Source organism: Streptomyces sp. NBC_01775, from assembly GCF_035917675.1.
Lineage (GTDB): Bacteria > Actinomycetota > Actinomycetes > Streptomycetales > Streptomycetaceae > Streptomyces.
Map to the genome: position 1 here is coordinate 6,736,526 of NZ_CP109104.1, position 21,373 is coordinate 6,757,898.

The 21,373-nt window shown below is 72.1% G+C and carries 17 protein-coding genes; 10 read left to right on the top strand and 7 right to left on the bottom strand.

Annotation, left to right across the window (positions count from 1 at the left end; genetic code table 11):
* Positions 1 to 421 precede the first annotated feature (421 nt).
* Positions 422 to 721, top strand: coding sequence for a hypothetical protein (locus OHB04_RS30025; protein ID WP_326690760.1), 300 nt, complete (start codon positions 422 to 424; stop codon positions 719 to 721).
* Between the two features lie 159 nt (positions 722 to 880).
* On the opposite strand, the gene OHB04_RS30030 is transcribed toward OHB04_RS30025, so the two are convergent.
* Positions 881 to 1,825 (bottom strand): EamA family transporter, encoded by a 945-nt coding sequence (locus OHB04_RS30030; RefSeq protein ID WP_326809555.1) that lies wholly within the window; start codon positions 1,823 to 1,825, stop codon positions 881 to 883.
* A 205-nt stretch (positions 1,826 to 2,030) separates the two neighbouring features.
* On the opposite strand from OHB04_RS30030, the gene OHB04_RS30035 reads away from it, so the two are divergent.
* Entirely contained in the window at positions 2,031 to 2,933 is a 903-nt protein-coding gene (locus tag OHB04_RS30035) for a LysR family transcriptional regulator (RefSeq protein ID WP_326690761.1), read from the top strand.
* A gap of 17 nt (positions 2,934 to 2,950) precedes the next feature.
* Positions 2,951 to 6,406 (top strand): AfsR/SARP family transcriptional regulator, encoded by a 3,456-nt coding sequence (locus OHB04_RS30040; RefSeq protein WP_442814985.1) that lies wholly within the window; start codon positions 2,951 to 2,953, stop codon positions 6,404 to 6,406.
* A gap of 112 nt (positions 6,407 to 6,518) precedes the next feature.
* Here the strand turns inward: OHB04_RS30040 and OHB04_RS30045 are convergent, their stop codons facing one another.
* From OHB04_RS30045 to panB, 3 genes are all read right to left on the bottom strand, one after another.
* Positions 6,519 to 7,394 carry an ABC transporter permease gene (locus tag OHB04_RS30045; RefSeq protein WP_405803290.1) on the bottom strand — a complete coding sequence of 292 codons (876 nt, stop codon included), beginning with the start codon at positions 7,392 to 7,394 and terminating at the stop codon, positions 6,519 to 6,521.
* On the bottom strand, positions 7,391 to 8,392 hold the full coding sequence (locus OHB04_RS30050) for an ATP-binding cassette domain-containing protein (RefSeq protein ID WP_326690763.1): 1,002 nt from the start codon (positions 8,390 to 8,392) through the stop codon (positions 7,391 to 7,393). The genes OHB04_RS30045 and OHB04_RS30050 overlap by 4 nt, the downstream gene beginning before the upstream one ends.
* A 164-nt stretch (positions 8,393 to 8,556) precedes the next feature.
* Positions 8,557 to 9,429, bottom strand: coding sequence for a 3-methyl-2-oxobutanoate hydroxymethyltransferase (panB, locus tag OHB04_RS30055; protein WP_326808684.1), 873 nt, complete (start codon positions 9,427 to 9,429; stop codon positions 8,557 to 8,559).
* A gap of 629 nt (positions 9,430 to 10,058) precedes the next feature.
* On the opposite strand from panB, the gene OHB04_RS30060 reads away from it, so the two are divergent.
* Complete coding sequence (locus OHB04_RS30060; protein ID WP_405807313.1) at positions 10,059 to 10,982, top strand: endonuclease/exonuclease/phosphatase family protein; 924 nt, start codon at positions 10,059 to 10,061, stop codon at positions 10,980 to 10,982.
* 390 nt (positions 10,983 to 11,372) lie between these two features.
* The gene (locus OHB04_RS30065; protein WP_326808685.1) at positions 11,373 to 12,572 is read left to right on the top strand and encodes an MFS transporter; all 1,200 of its coding nucleotides are present in this window, start codon (positions 11,373 to 11,375) and stop codon (positions 12,570 to 12,572) included.
* A 338-nt stretch (positions 12,573 to 12,910) separates the two neighbouring features.
* On the opposite strand, the gene OHB04_RS30070 is transcribed toward OHB04_RS30065, so the two are convergent.
* Positions 12,911 to 13,369 carry a TlpA family protein disulfide reductase gene (locus tag OHB04_RS30070; protein ID WP_326690767.1) on the bottom strand — a complete coding sequence of 153 codons (459 nt, stop codon included), beginning with the start codon at positions 13,367 to 13,369 and terminating at the stop codon, positions 12,911 to 12,913.
* A complete protein-coding gene (locus OHB04_RS30075; protein WP_326690768.1) occupies positions 13,359 to 14,045 on the bottom strand; it encodes a MauE/DoxX family redox-associated membrane protein in 687 nt (228 codons plus the stop codon). Before OHB04_RS30075 ends, OHB04_RS30070 begins: the two co-directional genes overlap by 11 nt.
* A gap of 163 nt (positions 14,046 to 14,208) precedes the next feature.
* On the opposite strand from OHB04_RS30075, the gene OHB04_RS30080 reads away from it, so the two are divergent.
* The 3 genes from OHB04_RS30080 to OHB04_RS30090 all read left to right on the top strand — a co-directional run bounded on the left by OHB04_RS30080 (position 14,209) and on the right by OHB04_RS30090 (position 16,945).
* A complete protein-coding gene (locus tag OHB04_RS30080) occupies positions 14,209 to 14,373 on the top strand; it encodes a hypothetical protein (protein ID WP_326690769.1) in 165 nt (54 codons plus the stop codon).
* Between the two features lie 124 nt (positions 14,374 to 14,497).
* On the top strand, positions 14,498 to 16,456 hold the full coding sequence (locus OHB04_RS30085; protein WP_326808686.1) for an ABC transporter ATP-binding protein: 1,959 nt from the start codon (positions 14,498 to 14,500) through the stop codon (positions 16,454 to 16,456).
* Positions 16,457 to 16,465: 9 nt separating this feature from the next.
* The gene (locus OHB04_RS30090) at positions 16,466 to 16,945 is read left to right on the top strand and encodes a S26 family signal peptidase (protein WP_326690771.1); all 480 of its coding nucleotides are present in this window, start codon (positions 16,466 to 16,468) and stop codon (positions 16,943 to 16,945) included.
* Here OHB04_RS30090 and OHB04_RS30095 read toward each other — a convergent pair.
* A complete protein-coding gene (locus tag OHB04_RS30095; protein ID WP_326808687.1) occupies positions 16,920 to 18,671 on the bottom strand; it encodes an NAD+ synthase in 1,752 nt (583 codons plus the stop codon). The two genes, OHB04_RS30090 and OHB04_RS30095, sit on opposite strands and share 26 nt — an antisense overlap.
* Before the next feature lie 200 nt (positions 18,672 to 18,871).
* On the opposite strand from OHB04_RS30095, the gene OHB04_RS30100 reads away from it, so the two are divergent.
* On the top strand, positions 18,872 to 19,933 hold the full coding sequence (locus OHB04_RS30100; RefSeq protein ID WP_326690773.1) for a helix-turn-helix transcriptional regulator: 1,062 nt from the start codon (positions 18,872 to 18,874) through the stop codon (positions 19,931 to 19,933).
* Between the two features lie 131 nt (positions 19,934 to 20,064).
* Complete coding sequence (locus OHB04_RS30105) at positions 20,065 to 21,270, top strand: S8 family peptidase (protein ID WP_326690774.1); 1,206 nt, start codon at positions 20,065 to 20,067, stop codon at positions 21,268 to 21,270.
* Positions 21,271 to 21,373: the final 103 nt, after the last annotated feature.

The window sequence follows — 21,373 nt, forward strand, 5'->3', positions numbered from 1 at the left end:
GCCACCCATTCCCGCGATCCACCCGCGCCTTCGCCTGGCCGGTGGCCCTCCGGACAGGGGAGGCGCGGACATGGGCGTGATGACGATCCGCGTCTCCCGGGACGCCGGCCGGTCGTGGGGCAGACAGCGCAGGTTCCGGGCCGGGACCCCGCTGGTGACCACGACCTGGCCGCCGTGCCGATGTCCGGGCTGTTCCGCCGCCGCGGCGAGTAGCGCGAGCGCGACGCGAGCGGAAAGAGCGGTCGCCGCCATCACACAGGCGGCCCGAGCGGAGGCCACCCGGTGTCCGCACTGTCGACAAGAGCGGCGCGTCTTCGGCAGCGAGGTGGCGCAGGGCAGCTACCGGCCGGTCGTGGTCACCGGTACTTGTGCCTGCTCCGATGCTGCCGGCGGCGGCCACCCGGCGTGAGGTGGGGCTCCCATGGTGATGCCTGAACGCGGCGATGCCGTCGAGCGGTTGGTGCGGCCCGGCCACTGCGTGCGCTGTGGCCGGCGTGTGCGGGAGGCCATGACGGTGGCGATGGTGCAGGGCAGTTCCGGGCCCGGCCGCACCGTCGATGCCTGCCTCCCGCACGCCCGTGAGTACGCCGCCTACGCGCTGGCCCCGCAGTGGCTCCGCGACGACCTCGCCGCCCTCGATGCCGCGCGCCTCCCCGCACGCCGCGCCTTTCCGCACACGGCGCGCCCCCCTCGTGCTCCGTGTGAGGAACACCGCGCGTGAGGAGCGCCCCGCGCAGGACCGCAACGCCCCGTGCGGGAACGCCCCGCGTGGGAACGCCCGGAGCTGCGGGGCGTCGAACGTCGAACGTCGAGTGTCGGGCGTCAGGCGTCGAACGTCGGGTGAATCGTCGCTCCGAGGCGCGAGATGCGTCGGCCGGGGTCAGCTCCGGCCGCCGGCCGGGGTGGGGGCGTCGGCGGGAGTGGCCATCGGCGCTGCCTGTTGAGGGCCGCGTGCCACCTCCCGGGAGGGTCCGCGTCCCGCCAGCGAGACGACGGTGACGCCGCCGATCAGCAGCGCCGCCGCGACCCCGTCCAGCAGCGTGATCCCCTCCCCGAGGAGCAGCGCCGCCGATGTCATTCCGAAGACCGGCACCAGCAGGGAGAAGGGCGCGACCGTCGAGGCGTCGTACTGCCGCAGCAGCATGCCCCATACGCCGAAGCCGAACAACGTGGTGACCCAGCCGACGTACAAGAGGGTGCCCAGGCCGCTCAGGTCGAGCGAGCGCAGCGCGGCGAGGTCGGCGGAGGGCCCCTCGAACAGCAGGGAGAGCGCGAACAGCGGCAGCGGCGGCACCAGGCTGACCCACACCATCCACGAGAGCGCGTCGGGGGGTGCGGCCTTACGGGTCAGCACGTTGGACAGTCCCCAGAACGCCGCCGCCGCGATGACCAGTGCGAAGGCGCCCAGCGGCCCCGCCGTACCCTGACCGACGGCCGCCACGGCTATCCCCGTCAGGGCGAGGACCATCCCGGACAGCCGGGTGCGGCCCAGCCGTTCGCGCAGCAGCACGGCGGCCAGCACCGCCGTGAAGACCGCTTGCACCTGGAGCACCAGCGAGGACAGCCCGGCGGGCATCCCCTGCTGCATCCCGATGAACAACAGCCCGAACTTCGCGACCCCCAGCACCGCGCCGACGGCCACGATCCAGCGCAGGGCCACCCGGGGGCGGCGGACGAAGAAGACGGCGGGCAGCGCGGCGACCAGGAAGCGCAGGGCGGAGAAGAGCAGCGGCGGGAAGTGCCGCAACCCGATCTCGATCACGACGAAGTTGGCGCCCCACAGGGCGGCGACCAGCACGGCCAGGGACAGATGGAGGGGACGCATTCGCATGCGTCCGATCCTGGCGGGCCCCACTGTTCAGCACCAGCGATGCTTTCTGCATAGTTGGATTCAGCAACGCTGAAGAGTGCGGCGGGGCGGCACCGGGTGAGACGACGCTGCGACGACGCCGAGGCGGGGCGATGCCGAGACGGGACGGCGCTGGGCGAGACCGCGCCGAAGTGCGCGCTGGGAGAGGACGGGGTCGGCGATGCTCGATCTGGGGAGGTTGCGTGCCCTGCACGCGGTCCACACGCACGGCTCGGTCGCGGGCGCCGCGCAGGCGCTCGGCTACACCCCTTCGGCGATCTCCCAGCAGGTGGCCAAGCTGGAGCGGGAGACCGGCGCCACCTTGCTGGAGCGCCAGGGCCGGGGCATCGCGCTGACCGACGACGCGCTGGTGCTGGTGCGCACGGCGGGCGAGATGCTGGGCCTCGCCGAGCGGGCCGAGGTCGCGCTGGAGGAGCGCAGGGGCCGGCCCGCCGGGCGGCTGCGGCTGGCCGCCTTCCCCAGCGCGGCACGCGGCCTGATGCCCGGGGTGCTGGCCCGGCTCTCCGCCGAACACCCGGATCTCGGCCTGAGCATGAGCGAGGTCGACCCGCATCTGTCCGTCGGCCTCGCGGCCAGGGGCGAGGTGGACCTCGCCCTCGCGCACGACTGGGACATCGCGCCCATGCCCGCGCCCGAGGGGGTGTGCAGGGAGCCGGTGGGGGAGGACCGGTGCGAGGTGCTGGTGCCCTCGGGGCATCCGCTGGCGGCCCGCGCCTCGCTCGTACTGGAGGATCTGGCGGGCTTCCGCTGGGTGTGCCAGCCGCCCGGCACCGTCTGCCACGACTGGCTGTACAGCACGCTGCGCGCGGTGGGGCAGGAGCCGGAAGTGGGCTACCACATCGCCGAGTACGCCACCCAGGTCGAGCTGGTGGCGGCCGGTTTGGGCATCGCGCTGCTGCCCCGCATGGGGAGGGGCCCGCTGCCGGACGGCGTGGAGCTGCGCCCGCTGGAACCGACCCCGACGCGGCGGCTGTTCGCCGTCTGGCGCGCGGGCGTCTCGCGCCGTCCCGCCGTCGCCGCGGCGGTACGGGCCCTGCGGGAGGCCGCGCCGCCTGCCGGGTGAGCGGCTGCTGGCAGTATGTGAGGGTGCGCTACCTGTTTCGCGTTCTGGGGACCACGCAGGTGTTCCGCGAGGACGGCACCCCGGTGCCGGTCGGCGGGGCGCGGCTGCGTGCCCTGCTGACCGCGCTCGCGCTCGCCGGGGGCCGCGCCGTCCGCACGGACGCGCTGGCAGCCGCCGTGTGGGCCGAGGACGAGGAGCCGCCGGCGGACGAGACGGCCGCGCTCCAGGCGCTGGTCGGCAGGCTGCGCAGGTCGCTGGGCCGGGAGGCCGTCGGCTCCGTCGAAGGCGGCGGCTACCGCCTGGCGGCCGGGCGGGACGACATCGACCTCTTCCGCTTCGAACGGCTGGCGGGGGAGGGGGCCGCCGCGCTCGCCGAGGGCGACGCGGACAAGGCCGCGGCTCTGCTGGACGACGCGCTGGGGCTGTGGCGCGGCCCCGCGCTGGTCGACCTGCCCGACGGGGGCGGCGCGGCGGGCGTGCGGGCCACCGACCGCCGGCTGACGGCACGCAGGGACAGGGCGGAGGCGGACCTGGCGCTGGGCCGGGCCGAGGCGGTGCTGCCCGTGGTGCGGCAGCTCGCCTCCGGCCACCCGCTGGACGAGCCGCTCCAGGCCCTCTTGCTGCGGGCGCTGCGCGACGCGGGCCGGGCCGCCGAGGCGCTGGACGCGTACGAGGGCATCAGAGTGCGGCTGGCCGACCGCCTCGGTATCGACCCCGGTCCCGAACTGCGCGCCCTGCACACCGAGTTGCTGACCCAGCCGCAGACACCCGAGCCGCCGAGACCCGGGCCCCTGCGACCCGGGCCGCAAAGACCTGAGCCGCCAAGACCCGGGCCCCTGCGCCCCGAGCCGCAGGGAGGCGGACCGCGGGCGCCCGAGCCGGGTGGGCCGGGCTCCGTACGCCAGGCACCCGGCAACCTGCGTGCCGGGCTGACCTCCTTCGTCGGCAGGGCCGAGGAGATCAGGGGCATCGGCGGCGAGCTGAGCACCACGCGCCTGGTCACCCTCACCGGCCCGGGTGGTGCCGGCAAGACGCGGCTGTCCCTGGAGGCGGCGGCCGACGCCCGCAGCCGCTCCGGCACCGACTGGGAGGACGGCGTGTGGGTGGCCGAACTGGCGCCCGTGCGCGACCCGCACCACTACCAGGAGACCGCCGAGGCCGTACTGACCGCGCTGGGCGGACGCGAGACGGTGCTGCGCGGGTCCACCGCCGAGGGCCTGCGCGCCGCCACCGACCCCACGGCCGCCGACCCCCTGGCCCAGCTGGCCGAGCGGTGTGCCAACCGCCGCATGCTGCTGGTGCTGGACAACTGCGAGCACGTCATCGACGCGGCGGCCAAGGTCGTGGAGACCCTGCTCGTGGAGTGCCCCGGGGTGACGGTGCTCGCCACCAGCCGGGAGCCGCTGGGCGTGCCCGGCGAGTCCGTACGGCCTGTCGAGCCACTGCCCGACCCCGTCGCGCTCCAGCTGCTGGCCGACCGGGGCGCCTCGGCGCGGCCCGGCTTCCGGACCGGCGAGGACCCCGAGGCGTGTGCCGAGATCTGCCGCCGCCTGGACGGGCTGCCGCTGGCCATCGAGCTGGCGGCGGCCCGGCTGCGCTCGCTCACCCCCGCTCAGCTCGCCCGCCGCCTCGATGACCGCTTCCGGCTGCTGACCAGCGGGAGCCGCACCGTATTGCCCCGGCAGCAGACGCTGCGCGCCGTCGTGGACTGGTCCTGGGAGCTGCTGAGCGAGGCCGAACGGGCGGTGTTGCGGCGGCTGTCGGTCTTCGCGGGCGGCTGCCGTCTGGAGCAGGCCGAGGAGGTCTGCGCCGACCTTCCCGGGGGCGACGACGGCGAGACCGCGGCGCTCCTCGGCTCGCTCGTCGACAAGTCGCTGGTGGTGGCCGTCCCCGACTCCCGTGGAGACGGGATGCGCTACCGGCTCCTGGAGACGGTCGGCGAGTACGCGGCGCGCAAGCTGGACGCCGTGCCCGGTGAGCGGGAGCGCGCCGAGCGCCGCCACCTGGTGGCCTACCGCGAACTGGCCCGCACGGCCGACCCGCTGCTGCGCGGCCCCCAGCAGGCGGTGTGGCTCGACCGGCTGGAGAGCGAGCACGACAACATCCGCTCCGCGCTGCGCCGCGCGGTCGCCGCGCACGAGGAGCACGAGGCGCTGTGCCTGGTCCTGTCCATGGGCTGGTTCTGGTCGCTGCGCGACCACCGCAGCGACGCCCGCACCTGGACCCGTGCCGCCGCCGAGCTGGGTCCCGATCCCTTCGCCTCCCCGGTGCGGCCCGCGCCGGCGCTGCACGAGCGGTGCACGGACACGCCGCCGCCCATGAGCGAGGAGATGCTGTGGGAGGCCCGGCGCGGGGCGCGGCTGATGGTGCTGGCCGACTCGGAGGACGGGGTCGTCGATATGGCGGCGCCCGAGCATCAAGAGCGGCTGCGCAACATCTCGCGGACCTACACCCTCGGGATGCCGCAGACCTGCCGTGTTCCCGGCTGTATGTGGATCTTCGCCTGGATCATGAACGGCAACTTCGCGGGACTGAGCGAGGTGGCGGACCGGACCGTCCAGAGCTGCCGCGAGCTGGGCTACGAGTGGGAGCTGGCGTTCGTCCTCCAGCTGCGCGCCAAACTCACCAGCGACTGCTCCGCGACCTGGGAGCGGGCGGGCCAGGACGCGGCCGAGAGCCTGGAGATCTTCCGTAAGGCAGGCGACGCCTGGGGCGAGGCCGAGGCGCTGTCGGGCCGGGGCGAATCGCTCACCGCGCGCGGCGAGTTCGCGTCCGCCGCGGCCGACTACCGGCTCGCCATCGAGCGCGCCGAGCAGCTCGGCGCCCACAGCCAGGTCCCGCAGCTCAAGTCCCGGCTGGGGGCGGTGCTGGTGGAGCTTGGCGACCCCGAGCGGGCCGAGGAGGGCGACCGGCTGCTGTGGGAGGCGACGGAGCAGGCCGAGCGCCTCGGCGGTGACGGGCCCAACCTCGCCGCTGTCCAGCTCGCCGTGCGGCTGGCGCGCACCGGGGAGACCCAGCAGGCCAGGGAGAGACTGAAGCCCCTGGAGGCACAGTTCGCGGACCGCTCCCCTCAGATGTTCCACGGGATGGTGCAGGGGATGCTGGGGTGGACGTACGCGCTGGAGGGCAGGCCGCACGAGGCCATGGCCACGGTCCGGGAGGCCATCGGCAAGACCCGCGACCCGATAGCGCAGGCCATCGCCCCGCATCTGACGCTCACTCAACTGGTGACCGCGTCGCGGGCGCTGGCCTCCCTGGGCGAGCCCGCGTCGGCCGCACGGCTGTTGGGCGCCTACGACACCCTCTCCGCGCTGCCCGAGGGGCACTTCCCGCATCCCGTCGAGCGCGAGTCGCGGGAGGCCGCCGAAGCGGCGGTGCGGGAAGTGTTGTCCGAGGAGGCGTACGCCCATGCCTACGCCTCGGGCGGCGGCCTCTCCCTCGACGAGGCCGTCGCCCTGGTGGAAGACGCCTGACCCGGCGGCTCGCGTCTCTCTCCGGTGCTCGCCGTGACAGCGGGAGAGGGCGACGGGAGACGGGCCGGCGGAAAACCGGCGACCCGCACCACTCCCGTCGCCCGACAGGCCGTCAGGTCTTCTTGCGGAACTTGGAGATGGCCAGCGGCGCGGTGAGCAGCGTCAGTCCGACCGACCAGATCACCGTCCACATCACCGGGTTCGCCACAGGGCCCTCGCCCAGCATCAGGCCGCGCGCCGAGTTGGCCACATGGGTCAGCGGATTGACGTCGGTGAACGCCTTGAGCCAGCCGGGCATGGTGCCGGTCGGCACGAACACCGAGGAGCCGAACTGCATCGGCATCAGCACCAGGAAGGAGACCCCCTGCACGGCCTGCGCCGTGCTCATGGTCAGCCCCAGAAGGATGAAGATCCACAGCAGCGAGGCGCCGAACAGCGCGGTCAGACCGATGGCGCCCAGCATGCCGAGCCAGTGCCCGTGCACGTCGAAGCCGACCAGCAGGCCGACGCTCAGCAGCACCACGATCGCCACCAGCATCCGGCCGACCTCGACGACCGACTTGGCGATCAGCACCGAGGAGCGGGCTATCGGCATGGACCGGAAGCGGTCCATCACGCCCTTGCGGAAGTCCTCGTTGATGCCCGTGCCCACCGCCATCGCGATGGACATGCCCATCATGCCCATCATGCCGGGGATCAGATACTGCACATACTGCTCCCGGCCGCCGCCCCCGCCGCCGATGGCGCCGCCGAAGACGTAGACGAACAGCAGCGTGAAGATGATGGGCATCAACAGCGCGTCCATCATCGACTCGGGGTCCTGCTTGATCTGCAAGGCGTTGCGGCGTACGAGTGCGCCGATGTGCCGCAGGTTGGCCCGCAGCCCGATCCGGCCCTCGTCCGTACCGGGCGGCACGGGCTTCGAGCCCGTGTCCTGCCCGGAGGATCCCCCGGTGGACCGGGGCGCTTTGACGGTGGCGGTGCTCACGCCGCGACCTCCTCAAGCTCGTTCTCGTCGTCCTTGTGGGTGGCCTTCTGGCCGGTCAGAGCCAGGAAGACCTCATCCAGGCTGGGCAGATGGGTGGCGATGTCGGCGATCGCGAAGCCGCGCTCGCCCAACAGCCCCACCACGGCGGTCAGCTGCTCGTCGCTGACGATCGGCACGCTCACGACGCCCGCCTTTTCGTCGGCCGTGGCGCCCCCGATCCCGTCGAGGCCCGCCTGGGCGAGGGCGCCGACCATCCGGCTCAGCTCCCCCGGATCGGCGGGGCGGATCTCCAGCGTGCGACCGCCGACCTTCGCCTTCAGCTCGGGCACCCGGCCCTCGGCGATGATCTTGCCCCGGTCGATGACCGTCAGCTCCTTGGCCAGCTGCTCGGCCTCCTCCATGTACTGCGTCGTGAGCAGCACGGTGTTGCCGTCCGCCACGATGTTGTGCACCTCGGCCCACACCTCGTTGCGGGTGCGGGGGTCCAGGCCTGTCGTCGGCTCGTCCAGAAACAGCACCCTGGGGCGGCCGATCATGGAGGCTGCCAGGTCGAGCCTGCGGCGCATTCCGCCGCTGTACTTGCTGGCCGGCCGCTTGGCGGCCTCGGTCAGGGAGAACCGCTCCAGCAGCTCGTCGGCGCGCTTGCGCGCCTCGGCGCGGGGCAGATCGAGCAGCCGCCCGATCATGTAGAGGTTCTCCCTGCCCGAAAGCTTCTCGTCCACCGAGGCGTACTGCCCGGTGAGACCTATGGTGCGCCGCAGCTGGCGGGGCTGGCGCACCACGTCGTACCCGGCGACCTTCGCCGAGCCCCCGTCGGGCCGCAGCAGGGTGGAGAGCATCCTGACGAGGGTCGTCTTGCCCGCCCCGTTGGGCCCCAGCACACCCATGACGGTGCCTTCGCGTACATCCAGGTCGATGCCGTCGACGGCCTTCGTCTCCCCGAAGTGCTTTATCAGTCCACGGACCTCGACCGCGTTCGTCGTCTTCTCTCGCGTCATGAGAACAATGTGTCAGTCCCCACCGACAAAAGACCGACAGCTCACCTACACGCAAGAGCCCCCTGGCGGCACCTCCGGGCGAGAACTGGGGAAAGGGGGGCACCCCCGGGGGCTCTTACGGGCGGTCGCTCTACGCCCTCAAGGGGCACTCGGGGCAGGCGCCCTCACTGGAAAGAGTGCTCCTCCTGCGGGAACCCCCCGGAGGCGACGTCCTCGGCGAAGGCGCGCGCGGCGTCGCCGAGGGCACCCCGCAACTCGGCGTACCGCTTCACGAAGCGCGGCAGCTTTCCCGGGGTGAGCCCGGCCATGTCCGTCCAGACCAGGACCTGCGCGTCGCACTCGGCCCCGGCTCCGATGCCGACGGTCGGCACGTGCAGCGAGCGGGTGACCTCCGCGGCGGCCGGCGCGGGCACCATTTCCATGACCACGGCGAAGGCTCCCGCGTCCTGCACGGCCTTCGCGTCCCGCAGCAGCTGCGCCGCGGCCTCCTCGCCGCGCCCCTGTACGCGGTAGCCCATCGCGTGCACGGACTGCGGGGTCAGCCCGATGTGTGCCATGACGGGGATGCCGGAGCGCACCAGAAGCTGGATCTGGTCGGCGGAGCGCTCGCCGCCCTCCAGCTTCACCGCTCCGGCCCCGGCCTCCTTGACGAGCCGGGTGGCGTTGCGCAGAGCCTGGATCGTGCCTTCCTGGTACGCGCCGAACGGCAGGTCGGCGACGACCAGGGCGTGGCTGGTGCCCCGTACGACGGCGGCCGTCAGCATGGCGATCTGGTCCATGGTGACGGGCACGGTGGTCTCGTACCCGAGGTGGCAGTTGCCCATCGAGTCTCCGACGAGGAGCACGGGGATGCCGGACTCGTCGAAGACGGAGGCGGTCATGGCGTCGTAGGCGGTGAGCATGGGCCACTTCTCGCCCCGCTCCTTGGCGAGTGCGAGGTCCCGCACGCTCACGCGGCGATTGCGCTTGCCTCCGTACAGGGCGCTCACGGTGGGCGCCTCGTCCTGTTTCCGGGCAGGCTGCGTCGACTGCTGCATGGGTGTACTCCTGTGTTGTCGTCTCGAAGCGCCCCTACGGCGTCTCCGGATCCACACATCCATGCTGGCACGCGCGCCCCGTCGCCGGTAGTGCGCTCGGGGGGCCGTCCCGGCCGTCCGCGCTCCGGCACCGGCCGAACCCAAGCTGTCGGCTCCCGCCGGTCTGATCGCCGGCCCGATGTACCGGTATCGTCCTGCGCGTCTGGGAGGATCTTCCCGAGGGACTGCCCCGGCAGTTTGCCGACGGCGCCTTGAACGGCGTCTGCGGTCAAGGGCCGAAGGGCAGGTGGGGCGGGGTGCCGCGCGTGCCGCGTCCCGATGTACGTGTTGTGTCACAGGCGGTAAGGGTGTGGAACCCGCCGCGCTGCCGTACACGTCCCTCAGCTCAGGGCGAAAGCCACAGTTGGACCGAAGGGTTTAACTGCATAAGAACCGGTATCCCCTAACGTTCATCGGACACCGGATCAGACAGCAACGGTCACCAGTACAGGCGAGTGAGGACGGCGATGGCGCGCGCGCATACGGCGGAGGCCACACACACCGTGGACGACGGCGGCAAGCCGGGATTTCTGTCACGGTACGCGGGCCGCACCCGACGCCCGGGCGGCTCCCGCTGGGGCGGCCGGGAGATGTGGCGCCGTGGCTGGGTGCTCGCCGTCCTCGCCCTCCTGCTCGGGCTGGCTTTCATCCTGCACTCCGAGGTCCCCAACTCCATCGGGAACGTCGGCTCGCTGTGGGAGACGTTCCTGCCCTGGGGCGGGCTGCTGATCATCGGCCTCCTGGGTCTCGCCCTGCTGCGCCGCGCCCCCGTGGCGCTGCTCGCGCTGCTGCTGCCGGCACTGGTGTGGGTGAACCTGTTCGGCGGGTCGATCAACGACAAGTCGGGCTCCGGCGGTGACATCACCGTCCTCACCCACAACGTCAACGCGGACAACCCGGACCCCACGGGCACCGCGCGCTCCCTCGCGCACTCGGGCGCCGGCATCATCGCGCTGGAGGAGGTCACCGGGCAGCAGGCCGGGACCTACCGCAAGGGGCTGGCCTCCTCGCACCCGCACCACAAGCTGCTCGGCACGGTCGGGCTGTGGAGCAAGTACCCGATGAAGGACATCCGCCCCGTCGACATCAAGATGGGCTGGCCGCGCGCCATGCGGGCCACCGTCGAGACCCCCAAGGGCGAGATCGCCGTCTACGCGGCACATCTGCCCTCCGTCCGGGTCCAGTTCAGGGCGGGCTTCACCGCCGGGCAGCGGGACGGCAGCGCGCAGGCGCTCGGCGATGCCATAGAGAAGGACAAGGCCGACAGGGCGGTCCTGCTCGGCGACCTCAACGGCACCATGAACGACCGCGCCCTCGCCCCCATCACCTCCCAGATGCGCTCGGCGCAGGGTGCCGCGGGCAGTGGCTTCGGCTTCAGCTGGCCCGCCTCGTTCCCGATGGCCCGCATCGACCAGATCATGGTCAAGGGCGCCACCCCCGTCTCCGCCTGGACCCTGCCCTCCACGGGCAGCGACCACCTGCCGGTCGCCGCGCAGGTGAACCTCACGGACTGAGCGCGGCCGACGCGGGTGCGCGCGCGTTGTGAGGGCCCGTACACACCGTGTCGGTGACGCGCCCCGGGCCCCGGCGGGCCTCGACGGACCCCGGAGAGCCCGCGGGCCTGGGCGGACCCCGGCGGGTCGTGCCGGAGCTCAGCGGATCTCTCCGGGGGTTCGCTGACCGGTAACGCCTCGTTTTGCGCCCTGGAACATCTGGCTGCGAGACTTTGTTCTACGGCAAAACATACGGGCAGTGTCGCCCTCCACCCCTTCTCAGTCCTCGCAGCCCTGCCCCGCGCTGAGCGCGGGCGCGCTCGCGCCTGCCGTTCCGCCCGTTCAGTACCGCATTTCGTTTCAGCACCGCACTCCGTCATGCTTCCGCACGCGTCCGAAAGGTCTCTCCGCATGCCTCTGGCTCTGCTCGCACTCGCCGTGGGCGCCTTCGGTATCGGCACCACTGAGTTCGTGATGATGGGCCTGCTGCCGAACGTCGCCGACGATCTCGGCACGTCCGTCCCGACCGCCGGATACCTCGTCTCCGCGTACGCCCTCGGTGTCGTCCTCGGCGCTCCGCTGCTCACCGCGTTCGGCGCCCGCATTCCGCGCAAGACGATGCTGCTGCTGTTGATGGGCGTCTTCACCGTCGGCAACCTTGCCTCGGCCCTCGCGCCCGGGTTCGGCACACTGCTCGCCGGACGCGTGCTGGCGGGGCTGCCGCACGGCGCGTTCTTCGGGGTCGGCGCGGTGGTCGCCGCCCGGCTCGTACGGGAGGGCCGCTCGGCCCGCGCTGTGGCGACGATGTTCCTGGGGCTGACCGTCGCCAACATCGTCGGTGTCCCCGGCGGCACCGCGCTGGGCCAGCAGCTCGGCTGGCGCGCCACCTTCGTGGTCGTCTCCCTCATCGGCCTGGTCGCCATGACCGCGCTCGCCCTGCTGGTGCCCCGCCTCCCGCTGGAGCACCAGGGCGGCGTCCGTCACGAGCTGCGCGCCCTGGGCAACCGCCAGGTGGTCCTCGGGCTGCTGACCGCCGTCTTCGGCTTCGGCGGTGTCTTCGCCGTCTACAGCTACCTCGCGTCGATGATGACGGAGGTCACCGGACTCGCCGAGACCTCCGTGACCTGGGTTCTCGCCCTCTTCGGTATCGGCATGACGCTGGGCACGCTGGTCGCGGGCCCGCTGACCGACCGCGCCCCGCGGCGGACGCTGTACGCGGCGCTGGGCGGGATGGCCGTGCTCATGGTCGTCTTCCACTTCGCCGCACCCGTGAAGTGGGCGGCGCTGGTGCTGGTGGGGCTGCTGGGAGCCGTCGGCTTCCTGATCACCACACCGGTCCAGATGCTGGTGATGCGCGCGGCCTCCAAGGCGCCGACGCTCGCCTCGGCTTCCAACCACTCCGCGTTCAACCTCGCCAACGCGGGCGGCGCGTGGCTCGGCGGCGTCGTGATCGCCGCCGGCTGGGGCTGGATGTCCCCCACGCTGGTCGGCGCGGTGCTGGCCCTGGCGGGCCTGGGCATCGCGGTGACCGCCGGTGCCATGGCCCGGGGGGAGTCCCGGGTGGTGGCCCGAGGCGCCGAAGCCCCCGCAGAGGTCCACTCGGGCGCCTGACCCGACCGGGTCCCGCCCCTCGTGCGGCGCCCCGCCCCGGCCGCGACAGCGGTCAGGGCGGGGCGCTCGCGTATGTGGCTGGTGCCCCTCCCGGCAAGCTTTTCCCCGTCGCGCCGCCCGGCACGGCCTCCCCCAAGCTCTCCGAGCAGGGGGTGCCCCCAGCGGCGTTGGCCAAAAGCCCTGGTGGCTCCTTCCCCAAGCTCTCAGCTTCTCCCCCGGCCCTTCGGTCGGGAGGTGCCCCCAGAGCAGGGGAGACGCCGATCAAGGGCTTCCGGCCGCCTTGCGATCGCACGTACCGGACGACGCTCCTTGACGGGCAAACATTGCCGGTCACGGCACTAGCCGGCCGCTCCGGCCGGGACCGGTGCCGGAAGGGGGAGCTTCCTGGGGTTGATGTTGCTCGTGGTCACGGTCCCCGCCGCATCGACGAGGCCGAACACCGGATAGCCCTCCACCTGGAACGCCGCCCGGGTGGGGCCCTCGTCCGGGTCCTCCACCACCACGTGGGTCACCTCCCGCAGGGGCTCGGCCATCGCACGCGCCTCGGCCGCGTCCCCGTGGACGAAGGTGACGACCGTCCTGCCGAGCGCCCGGTGCTGCTCGGCGATCTTCAGGTAATGGGGGAGCTGCTCCTTGCAGGCCGGGCAGGTGGTGGAGAGGAACGCGATCAGCCCGTTGTGCAGGGTCTCGCCGGTGACCGTCTCGCCGTCGAGGCTCTCCGCCGTGAAGTCCGGCAGCGTGGAGCCGTTCGGCAGCATGAGCCCCGGGTCGTCTCCGGTGAGCGGGTCAGCGCGCATGGTCCGGAGCTTGCGGACGACGCCGAAGGTGAGCAGCAGGTTCAGCAGGCACAGCGCCGCCAGAATCACGACGGCGGCGATCAGAAACGGCATCGGGGCTCCTGGTGGCTCTGGGGGTTGCGGGGGCTCTGGTGGCGGATGGCGCGGGGTCCGCGAACAGCGCTGCGAGCTCGTCGGTGCCGACGACCAGCAACACGCCGATCAGCGCCGCGAAGGCGGCGAGCGCGAGCCCGCCCGGGTGCGTGGGCAGCGCGGGCCCGGCCACGGAGAGGCCCGCGCCCAGCGCCGCCACGGCCAGCAGCGCCCCGTTGCGTACCAGGTGGCGCGGGCCGATCGGGGCCGACGACGAGCCGAAGCAGGCGCACGCGGTCGCGACGTTCCGCCGCAGTGCCCGCACGAGTGCCGCGCTGAGTACGGCGAGCAGACCGGCCGCGAGGATGAAACCGGACAGACCGCCGGGCGGTGCGAGGAGCCCGAGGGGCACCAGCACCTCGGCGGCGACCACGGCCAGCGCCGCCGGACGGGGGGAGCCGGCGGGTGCGCCCAGCTCTCTGGCCGCCCGCTCGAACTCCCGGAAGGCGGCCCGCGACCGCAGCTTGCTCACGGCGGAGACCGCGAACACGCCGCCGGTCAACAGGCGGCAGGCCAGCAGGACATAGCCCACGGCATCCCCCATGTGTGTTCGATGTCGATCGGCAATCTAACCCCACGAGGGCACTTCAGGGAACAAGAAAAAATCTTGTAACTTTCAACCTCAATTCCCCCTAGCGCAACAGAGATCGATCGTCGTAACGTTCCGCTGCCTTGAGATCCAAGGCGACAGGGAAAGGGGAACTCCCATGATCGCTAAGCTCAGCGACAAGCTGCTCGGCATGGTGCTGCGCGAGGAGCGTGCGGGCGCTTGCGTGCCGGAACACGGCAACTACTGCGGCTGCAAGAGCGGGTACAAGTACGCTCTCGACTGCAACGGCCACTGCACGGACAAGACCATCAACCGCTGCTGACGCTCCGTCAGTCCAGTTGATCTGAACGGCTCTCGGGCGCACCGCGGCGCCCGAGAGCCCGTTCCTTTCCCCCCGCGCGCTCCCCGCGAGCGGGTCTCACGAGCGTGCGAGGAAGACCACAGCCGTGTCGAAGGTGCCCGAGCAGCCACCACCCGAGCCGGAACAGCCGCCACCCGAGCATGAGCAGCCACCGCCCGAGCCCGAGCTGCCCGAAGCGTCGTCAGGGCTGCCCGGGACGTCGTCCGGCGCGCCCCCGCGCTCCCGGCTGCGGCTCCGTGCCGCCCTCACCTGCCTGGCGCTCCAGTTCCAGGCCACCCGGGTGGGCGCCGCCGCGATGTTCGGGACGGCCGCGGTCACCGGGCTGCTGCCCGCGCTCGCCGCCTGGTTCGGGAAGCTCCTCTTCGACGAGATCGGCCACGGCGGCGACGCCGACACAGGCCGGGCCACCGCTCTCGCGCTCGCCGTCGCCGGGGTCGGCGCGGTCACCGCCGTACTGACGCAACTGGCCGGATACCTCGACGAGGTGGTCCGGCAGCGCCTCGTCGTCACCGTCGAGGACCGGCTCTTCGCCCGCGTCAACGAGTTCCGCGGGCTGCGGCACTTCGAGAGTCCCGCGTTCCACGACCGGCTGCGACTCGCGCAGGAGGCGTCGCAGGACGCGCCGCACAACATCACCATGTTCAGCCAGAGCGCGGTCCGGGCCGTCGCCACCGTGACCGGCTTCACCGGTGTGCTCTTCGCCGTCTGGCCGCCCATGGTCGGACTGCTCTTCCTGGTCGGGGGCGCCGCGTTCGTCGCCCGGCTGCACCAGGCCCGCCGCCAGGCGGAGGTCTCGGAGATCGTCTCCGGCAAGTACCGGCGCCGGCTCTTCTACCGCGGCCTGCTCACCGACCCGCGCGCCGCCAAGGAGATCCGGCTGTTCGGGCTCGGCGGCTTCCTGCACACCCGCCTGGTCACCGCCCTCGGCGACGCGACCTCCGCCGAACTCCGCGTCGCCCGCCGAGGCGTGCTCGTCCAGTCCGGCTTCGCGCTGCTCAACACCGCCGTGACGGGACTCGGGACCGTGGTCGTCGCGATCGGCGCCGCGCACGGGCGGTTCACCGTCGGCGACGTCACCCTCTTCATCGCCGCGGCTGCCGGGATCCAGGCGACCTTCGGCGGGATCGTGACGCAGGCCGGTATGGCGGTCGAGGGCATTCGCCTCTTCGGCCACTACACCGACCTGATGGAGACCCCGGACGACCTCGGCTCCGGGAGCGACCTCGGCTCCGGGGGCGAGCCCGTCCCCGCGCTGCGCCACACCATCGAGCTGCGCGACGTGTGGTTCCGCTACGACCCCTCCGGCCCCTGGGTGCTGCGCGGGGTGAACCTGACCCTGACAGCCGGTACGGCGGTCGGCCTGGTGGGGCGGAACGGAGCGGGCAAGAGCACGCTCGTCAAGCTGCTGTGCCGGTTCTACGACCCCGTGCGCGGGACGATCCTGTGGGACGGCGCGGACATCCGCACCCTGGACGTCGCGAGGCTGCGCCGCCGCATCGGCGTGACCTTCCAGGACTACATGGCGTACGACCTCACGGCGCAGGAGAACATCGGCGTCGGTGACCTCGACCGCCTCCACGACCGGGACGCCGTACGGACCGTGGCGCGCGCGGCGGGCATCGACGAGAAGCTGAGCTCCCTTCCCGACGGGTACGGCACGCTGCTGAGCCGGGTGCAGGTGGACGACTACGACGCGTCGCCCGGCGTCACCCTCTCCGGCGGCCAGTGGCAGCGGGTCGCGCTGGCCCGCTCGCTGCTGCGCACGGACGCCGACCTGCTGATCCTCGACGAGCCAAGTTCGGCCCTCGACGCCCAGGCGGAGCACGAGATCAACGCGGCCCTGCGCCGGCACCGGGAGGGCAGGACGAGCCTGCTGATCTCGCACCGGCTCAGCGCCCTGCGGGACGCGGACGTGATCGTCGTCATGACGGACGGAGCGGTCGCCGAGGCGGGCACACACGACGAGCTGATGGGCGCCGAAGGCCAGTACGCGTCGTTGTTCACCCTCCAGGCGGCGGGCTACCAGGACACCCGGGTGGGGTGAGGAGACGGGATGCGCAGTTCCACGACGGCGCTCGCCTCAGCGCTGCTTCTGACGGCGACGGCGACGGCCGGAGCGCTGCTTCGCCGCAAGCTGCTGCTGATCCGCGTCACCGGCTCCAGCATGGCCCCGACCTTCGCCGACGGCTCCCGGCTGCTGCTGAGGAAGACGGCCCGCCTGCGCACCGGTGACGTGATCGTCTTCCGCAATCCGAACGGGACGGGCGGCGCCGAGGACCTGCGCTGGCTGGTCAAGCGGGTGACAGCGCTGCCGGGCGACCCCGTGCCCGCCGAGGTCCGCGACCGGGTCGCGGCACGCCCCGGCGACCGGGTGCCCGCCGGCAGCGTCGTCGTCCGGGGCGATGCCGAACGCACCGTGGACTCACGGCACTTCGGCTACGTCCCGGCTGCCGGGGTCCTCGGCGTGGTGCTCAGCCCTCGCGCCACGCGTCAGCCCGCGTCGTACGTCAGCCCTCGCGCCACACGTTCGTGATCGGCAGGCGGCGGTCCTTGCCGAAGCCCTTCGGGGAGATCTTCGTGCCCGGCGGGTACTGGCGGCGCTTGTACTCGGCGCGGTCGGTCATCCGCAGGATCCGGTGCACCGTCTCCGCCTCGAAGCCGGCCTCGATGATCTCGGCGGCGCCCTGGTCGCCGTCCACATAGAGCTTCAGGACGCGGTCCAGCACGTCGTAGTCGGGCAGCGAGTCCGTGTCCACCTGACCCGGGCGCAGCTCCGCGCTGGGGGGCTTGGTGATGGACGCCTCCGGGATCGGCGGGGTGTGGCCCCGCTCCTCGGCAGCGCGGTTGCGCCACCTGGCGAGGCGGAAGATGTTCGTCTTGTAGACGTCCTTGATCGGGCCGTACGCGCCCACCGAGTCGCCGTAGAGGGTGGAGTACCCCACAGCCAGCTCCGACTTGTTGCCCGGGGCCAGCACGATGTGGCCCTCCTGGTTGGACACCGACATCAGCAGCGTGCCGCGCAGCCGCGACTGGAGGTTCTCCTCGGCCACGCCCGTGAGCCCCAGCGCGTCCATGTACGCGGCGAACATCGGCTCGATCGCGACCGTGCGGAGGTTGAGGCCGGTGCGCTCGGCCAGCTCGGCGGCGTCGCCCTTGGAGTGGTCCGAGGAGTAGCGCGAGGGCATCGAGATGCCGTACACGTTCTGCGCGCCCACCGCGTCGCAGGCGATGGCGGCCGTCAGCGCCGAGTCGATCCCGCCGGACAGGCCGATCAGTACCGAGCGGAAGCCGTTCTTGGCGGCGTAGGCGCGCAGGCCCACCACCAGCGCGGTGTAGATCTCCTCGTCGTTCTCCAGGCGCGGTGCCTCGCTGCCGGTGACCTCCGGCTCGTAGGCGGGCAGCGGCTCGGCGGAGACGACGAAGTGGTCGATGCGCAGCCCGTCGTCCACCACGCCCGAGGGCGGGGCCGCGGGTGCCTCGGGCAGCTCCAGGTCGAGGACGACGCACCCCTGCTCGAACTGCGGCGCGCGGGCCACGACCCGGCCGTCCGCGTCGACGACGATCGAGTCGCCGTCGAAGACCAGCTCGTCCTGGCCGCCGATCATCGCGAGATACGCGGTGGTGCAGCCCGCCTCCTGCGCCCGCTTGCGCACCAGCTCCAGGCGGGTGTCGTGCTTGTCCCGCTCGTAGGGCGAAGCGTTGATCGACAGCAGCAGCCCCGCGCCCGCGCTGCGCGCCGCCGGCACCCGGCCGCCGTCCTGCCACAGGTCCTCGCAGATGGCCAGTGCCACATCGACGCCGCGCACCCGCACGACGGGCATGCTGTCGCCGGGGACGAAGTAGCGGAACTCGTCGAACACGCCGTAGTTGGGCAGGTGGTGCTTGGCGAAGGTCAGCACGACCTCGCCGCCGTGCAGCACCGCAGCCGCGTTCTGCGGGGCGCCCGCCGGCTGGCCGTAGCGGGGCTGGGCCTGCTCGCAGCGGTCGAGATAGCCGACGACGACGGGTACGTCGCCGAAGCCCTCCTCGGCCAGCCGCCCGGCCAGCTCCCGCAGCGCCGCCCGGCTCGCCTTGACGAACGAGCGGCGCAGCGCCAGATCCTCGACCGGATAGCCGGTCAGCATCATTTCCGGGAACGCGACCAGGTGCGCGCCTTGCTCCACGGAGTGCCGGGTCCACTGGAGCACCGAGGCGGCGTTGCCTTCCAGGTCGCCGACGGTGGAGTCGATCTGATTCAGGGCGAGACGTAGTTGAGCCACACCGCCCGAGTGTAATCGTCGCCCTGACGTTATGAGAGGCGCCGGGCCCTCCACCGGTATCTCCGTACGCCGTACGGCTCCGCTGGTGGCCAGCTCAGGGGCACCTTGTCGGGTAGTGGGGGATTACGGAGGGTTCCTTGATATTTGGCCTGGCGCTGGCGGCGATCGGTCATTGACGCGAACTCGCCACCGTGCACAGGATGCCCAGCATGTTGGATGCCCTGGATCTTGACCCTGTCCAGCAGCAGATCTACGAGGCGCTGGTCGACGGCGCCGTCACCGTCACCGAGCTGCGCTCCGCCGTGGATCTGAGCGCCGCGCGGGTCCGTGCGGCGCTCTCCTCCCTGGAGAACCTCAGCCTCGTCGGCCGGTTCGCCGCCGACCGGGGCGGCGAGGAGCGCTACCTGCCGGTGGCGCCGGAAATCGCCTTCGAATCGCTCCTCCTCGCCCGCGAGGAGGAGATCCACCGCACGCGCCGCCACATCCAGCTGCTGGCCGCCCGGTTCCGGGTGAACGCGGTGGGCCGCGACCCCCTCGACCTGGTGGAGATCGTCACGGGGCGCGCCGCGGTCATCCGCCAGGTCGACCAGCTCCAACGCAGCGCACGGCAGGAGATACGGGGCATCGACCGGCCCCCGTATGCCAACAGCGACCCGGACCGGCTGGATCCCAAGACCGGCATGATGCCGGTGCAGGCGCAGATGATGCAGCGCGGGGTCGGCTACCGCGTCATCTACGACACCGACGGGCTGGCCACCTTCCACCGGCTCGACACCGACATCGGGGCCGCCGCCGAACTGGGTGAGGACGCCCGGGTCATGGTGGACACCCCGACGAAGATGCTGATCGCGGACGACCGCATCGCTTTGATACCCCTGCGTGCGGCGCCGAACGAGCTGGCCAGTAGCGTCGTCGTCCACCCCTCCGGGCTGCTGGAGGTGCTGTGCGAGTTCTTCGAGGTGCTGTGGAGCCGGGCGCTGCCGATCTCCGAGTATCTGTCGGGCCACCGCGACGGCGCCCCGGACGGGCCAGGGCCCGACGAGGCCAAGCTGCTGGCGCTGCTGACGACGGGCATGACCGACCAGGTGATGGCCCGTCAGCTCGGCATCAGCTACCGCACGTTCCAGCGGCGGCTGCACGGGCTGATGGAGCGCCTGGGGGCGACCACGCGCTTCCAGTTGGGGATGCGCGCCGCGAGCCTCGGCTGGGTCACCCCAACTCCCCACTCCCGCACGCCCGAAGGGTCGCCCGAACCGCCGTGAATGTTGCCTGATAGGCCGAATGCCCCGTCTGTGCCCGGCACTTGGATCTCTTGTCTCGGCCGCGTCAATGCGCGTAGCGTTTCGAATGCGCACCCCACAGGCGCACCCCCCACACGAGGAGAACCCTCCCCATGGCAGTTACGCGCAAGAAGGTCGCTCTCGGCATATCGGCGGCAGTGGCCGCCGCGGCCATCGGCTCGGTATCGGCGCTTCCCGCGACAGCGGCGCCCCCCGAGGCCAAGGTCGTCGGAGCCGACTCGGCGAAGGCCGTCAAGGGCAGCTACATCGTCACGATGAAGAAGTCCGCCCTGAGCACCAAGTCGGACTCGGCGAAGGGCAAGTCCGTCATCGCCGAGCACGGCGGCAAGGTGAAGCGGACCTTCACCGCGGCGCTCAACGGATACTCGGCGAAGATGTCCGAGGACGAGGCCAAGAAGCTGGCCGCCGACCCGGCGGTCGACAAGGTCTTCGCGAACCAGAAGCACAAGGCCACCGGCGAGCAGGCCGACCCCCCCTCCTGGGGCCTGGACCGCATCGACACCCCCGAGCTGAAGCTCGACAAGAAGTACACCTACCCCGACAGCGCGGGTGAGGGTGTCAACGCCTACATCATCGACACCGGCGTCCGCACCACGCACAAGGACTTCGGCGACCGCGCCAAGAGCGGCTTCGACGCGGTCGACGGTGACGACGACGCCACGGACGGCAACGGCCACGGCACCCACGTCGCCAGCACCGTGGCGGGCGAGGCGCACGGCGTGGCCAAGAAGGCCAACATCGTCGCCGTCCGCGTCCTGGACGACCAGGGCTCGGGCACCACCGAGGGTGTCGTCGCGGGCATCGACTGGGTCACCAAGAACGCCAAGGCGCCCTCGGTGGCCAACATGTCCCTCGGCGGCGGAGCGGATGAGGCGCTGGACACTGCCGTCCAGAACTCCATCAAGGCCGGAGTCTCCTTCGCGGTGGCGGCCGGCAACGAGTCCTCGGACGCCGGGGAGAGCTCACCCGCGCGGGTTCCCGAGGCCATCACCGTCGGCGCGACGGACAACAAGGACGCGCAGGCGGAGTTCTCCAACTACGGCAAGGTCGTCGACCTCTACGCCCCTGGCGTGGACATCACCGGCGCGTGGAACACCGGCGACGACGCCACCGACACCATCTCCGGCACCTCGATGGCCTCCCCGCACGTCGCGGGCGCCGCCGCGGTCTACCTGGCGGGGCACAAGGACGCCAAGCCGGACGCGGTCTCCAAGGCCCTGACCGACGGCGCCTCCAAGGACGTCGTCGGCAGCCCCGGCGAGGGTTCCCCGAACCTGCTGCTGAACGTCGTCAAGTAAGCACGATCGACTGAGTTGATCCGCTGACCCAGCCGCGGCCCGGTGCCCCACACACCGGGCCGCGGTTGCGTTGTGAGCTCGCGTTCGCGTCAGTCCGTGTCTT

Excerpts from the sequence above, each read along its gene's own strand:
- OHB04_RS30025 (WP_326690760.1), top strand. The coding sequence starts at position 422 with ATGGTGATGCCTGAACGCGGCGATGCCGTCGAGCGGTTGGTGCGGCCC.
- OHB04_RS30030 (WP_326809555.1), bottom strand. The coding sequence starts at position 1,825 with ATGCGTCCCCTCCATCTGTCCCTGGCCGTGCTGGTCGCCGCCCTGTGG.
- OHB04_RS30035 (WP_326690761.1), top strand. The coding sequence starts at position 2,031 with ATGCTCGATCTGGGGAGGTTGCGTGCCCTGCACGCGGTCCACACGCAC.
- OHB04_RS30050 (WP_326690763.1), bottom strand. The coding sequence starts at position 8,392 with ATGACGCGAGAGAAGACGACGAACGCGGTCGAGGTCCGTGGACTGATA.
- panB (WP_326808684.1), bottom strand. The coding sequence starts at position 9,429 with ATGCAGCAGTCGACGCAGCCTGCCCGGAAACAGGACGAGGCGCCCACC.
- OHB04_RS30060 (WP_405807313.1), top strand. The coding sequence starts at position 10,059 with ATGTGGCGCCGTGGCTGGGTGCTCGCCGTCCTCGCCCTCCTGCTCGGG.
- OHB04_RS30065 (WP_326808685.1), top strand. The coding sequence starts at position 11,373 with ATGCCTCTGGCTCTGCTCGCACTCGCCGTGGGCGCCTTCGGTATCGGC.
- OHB04_RS30070 (WP_326690767.1), bottom strand. The coding sequence starts at position 13,369 with ATGCGCGCTGACCCGCTCACCGGAGACGACCCGGGGCTCATGCTGCCG.
- OHB04_RS30075 (WP_326690768.1), bottom strand. The coding sequence starts at position 14,045 with ATGGGGGATGCCGTGGGCTATGTCCTGCTGGCCTGCCGCCTGTTGACC.
- OHB04_RS30080 (WP_326690769.1), top strand. The coding sequence starts at position 14,209 with ATGATCGCTAAGCTCAGCGACAAGCTGCTCGGCATGGTGCTGCGCGAG.
- OHB04_RS30090 (WP_326690771.1), top strand. The coding sequence starts at position 16,466 with ATGCGCAGTTCCACGACGGCGCTCGCCTCAGCGCTGCTTCTGACGGCG.
- OHB04_RS30100 (WP_326690773.1), top strand. The coding sequence starts at position 18,872 with ATGCCCAGCATGTTGGATGCCCTGGATCTTGACCCTGTCCAGCAGCAG.
- OHB04_RS30105 (WP_326690774.1), top strand. The coding sequence starts at position 20,065 with ATGGCAGTTACGCGCAAGAAGGTCGCTCTCGGCATATCGGCGGCAGTG.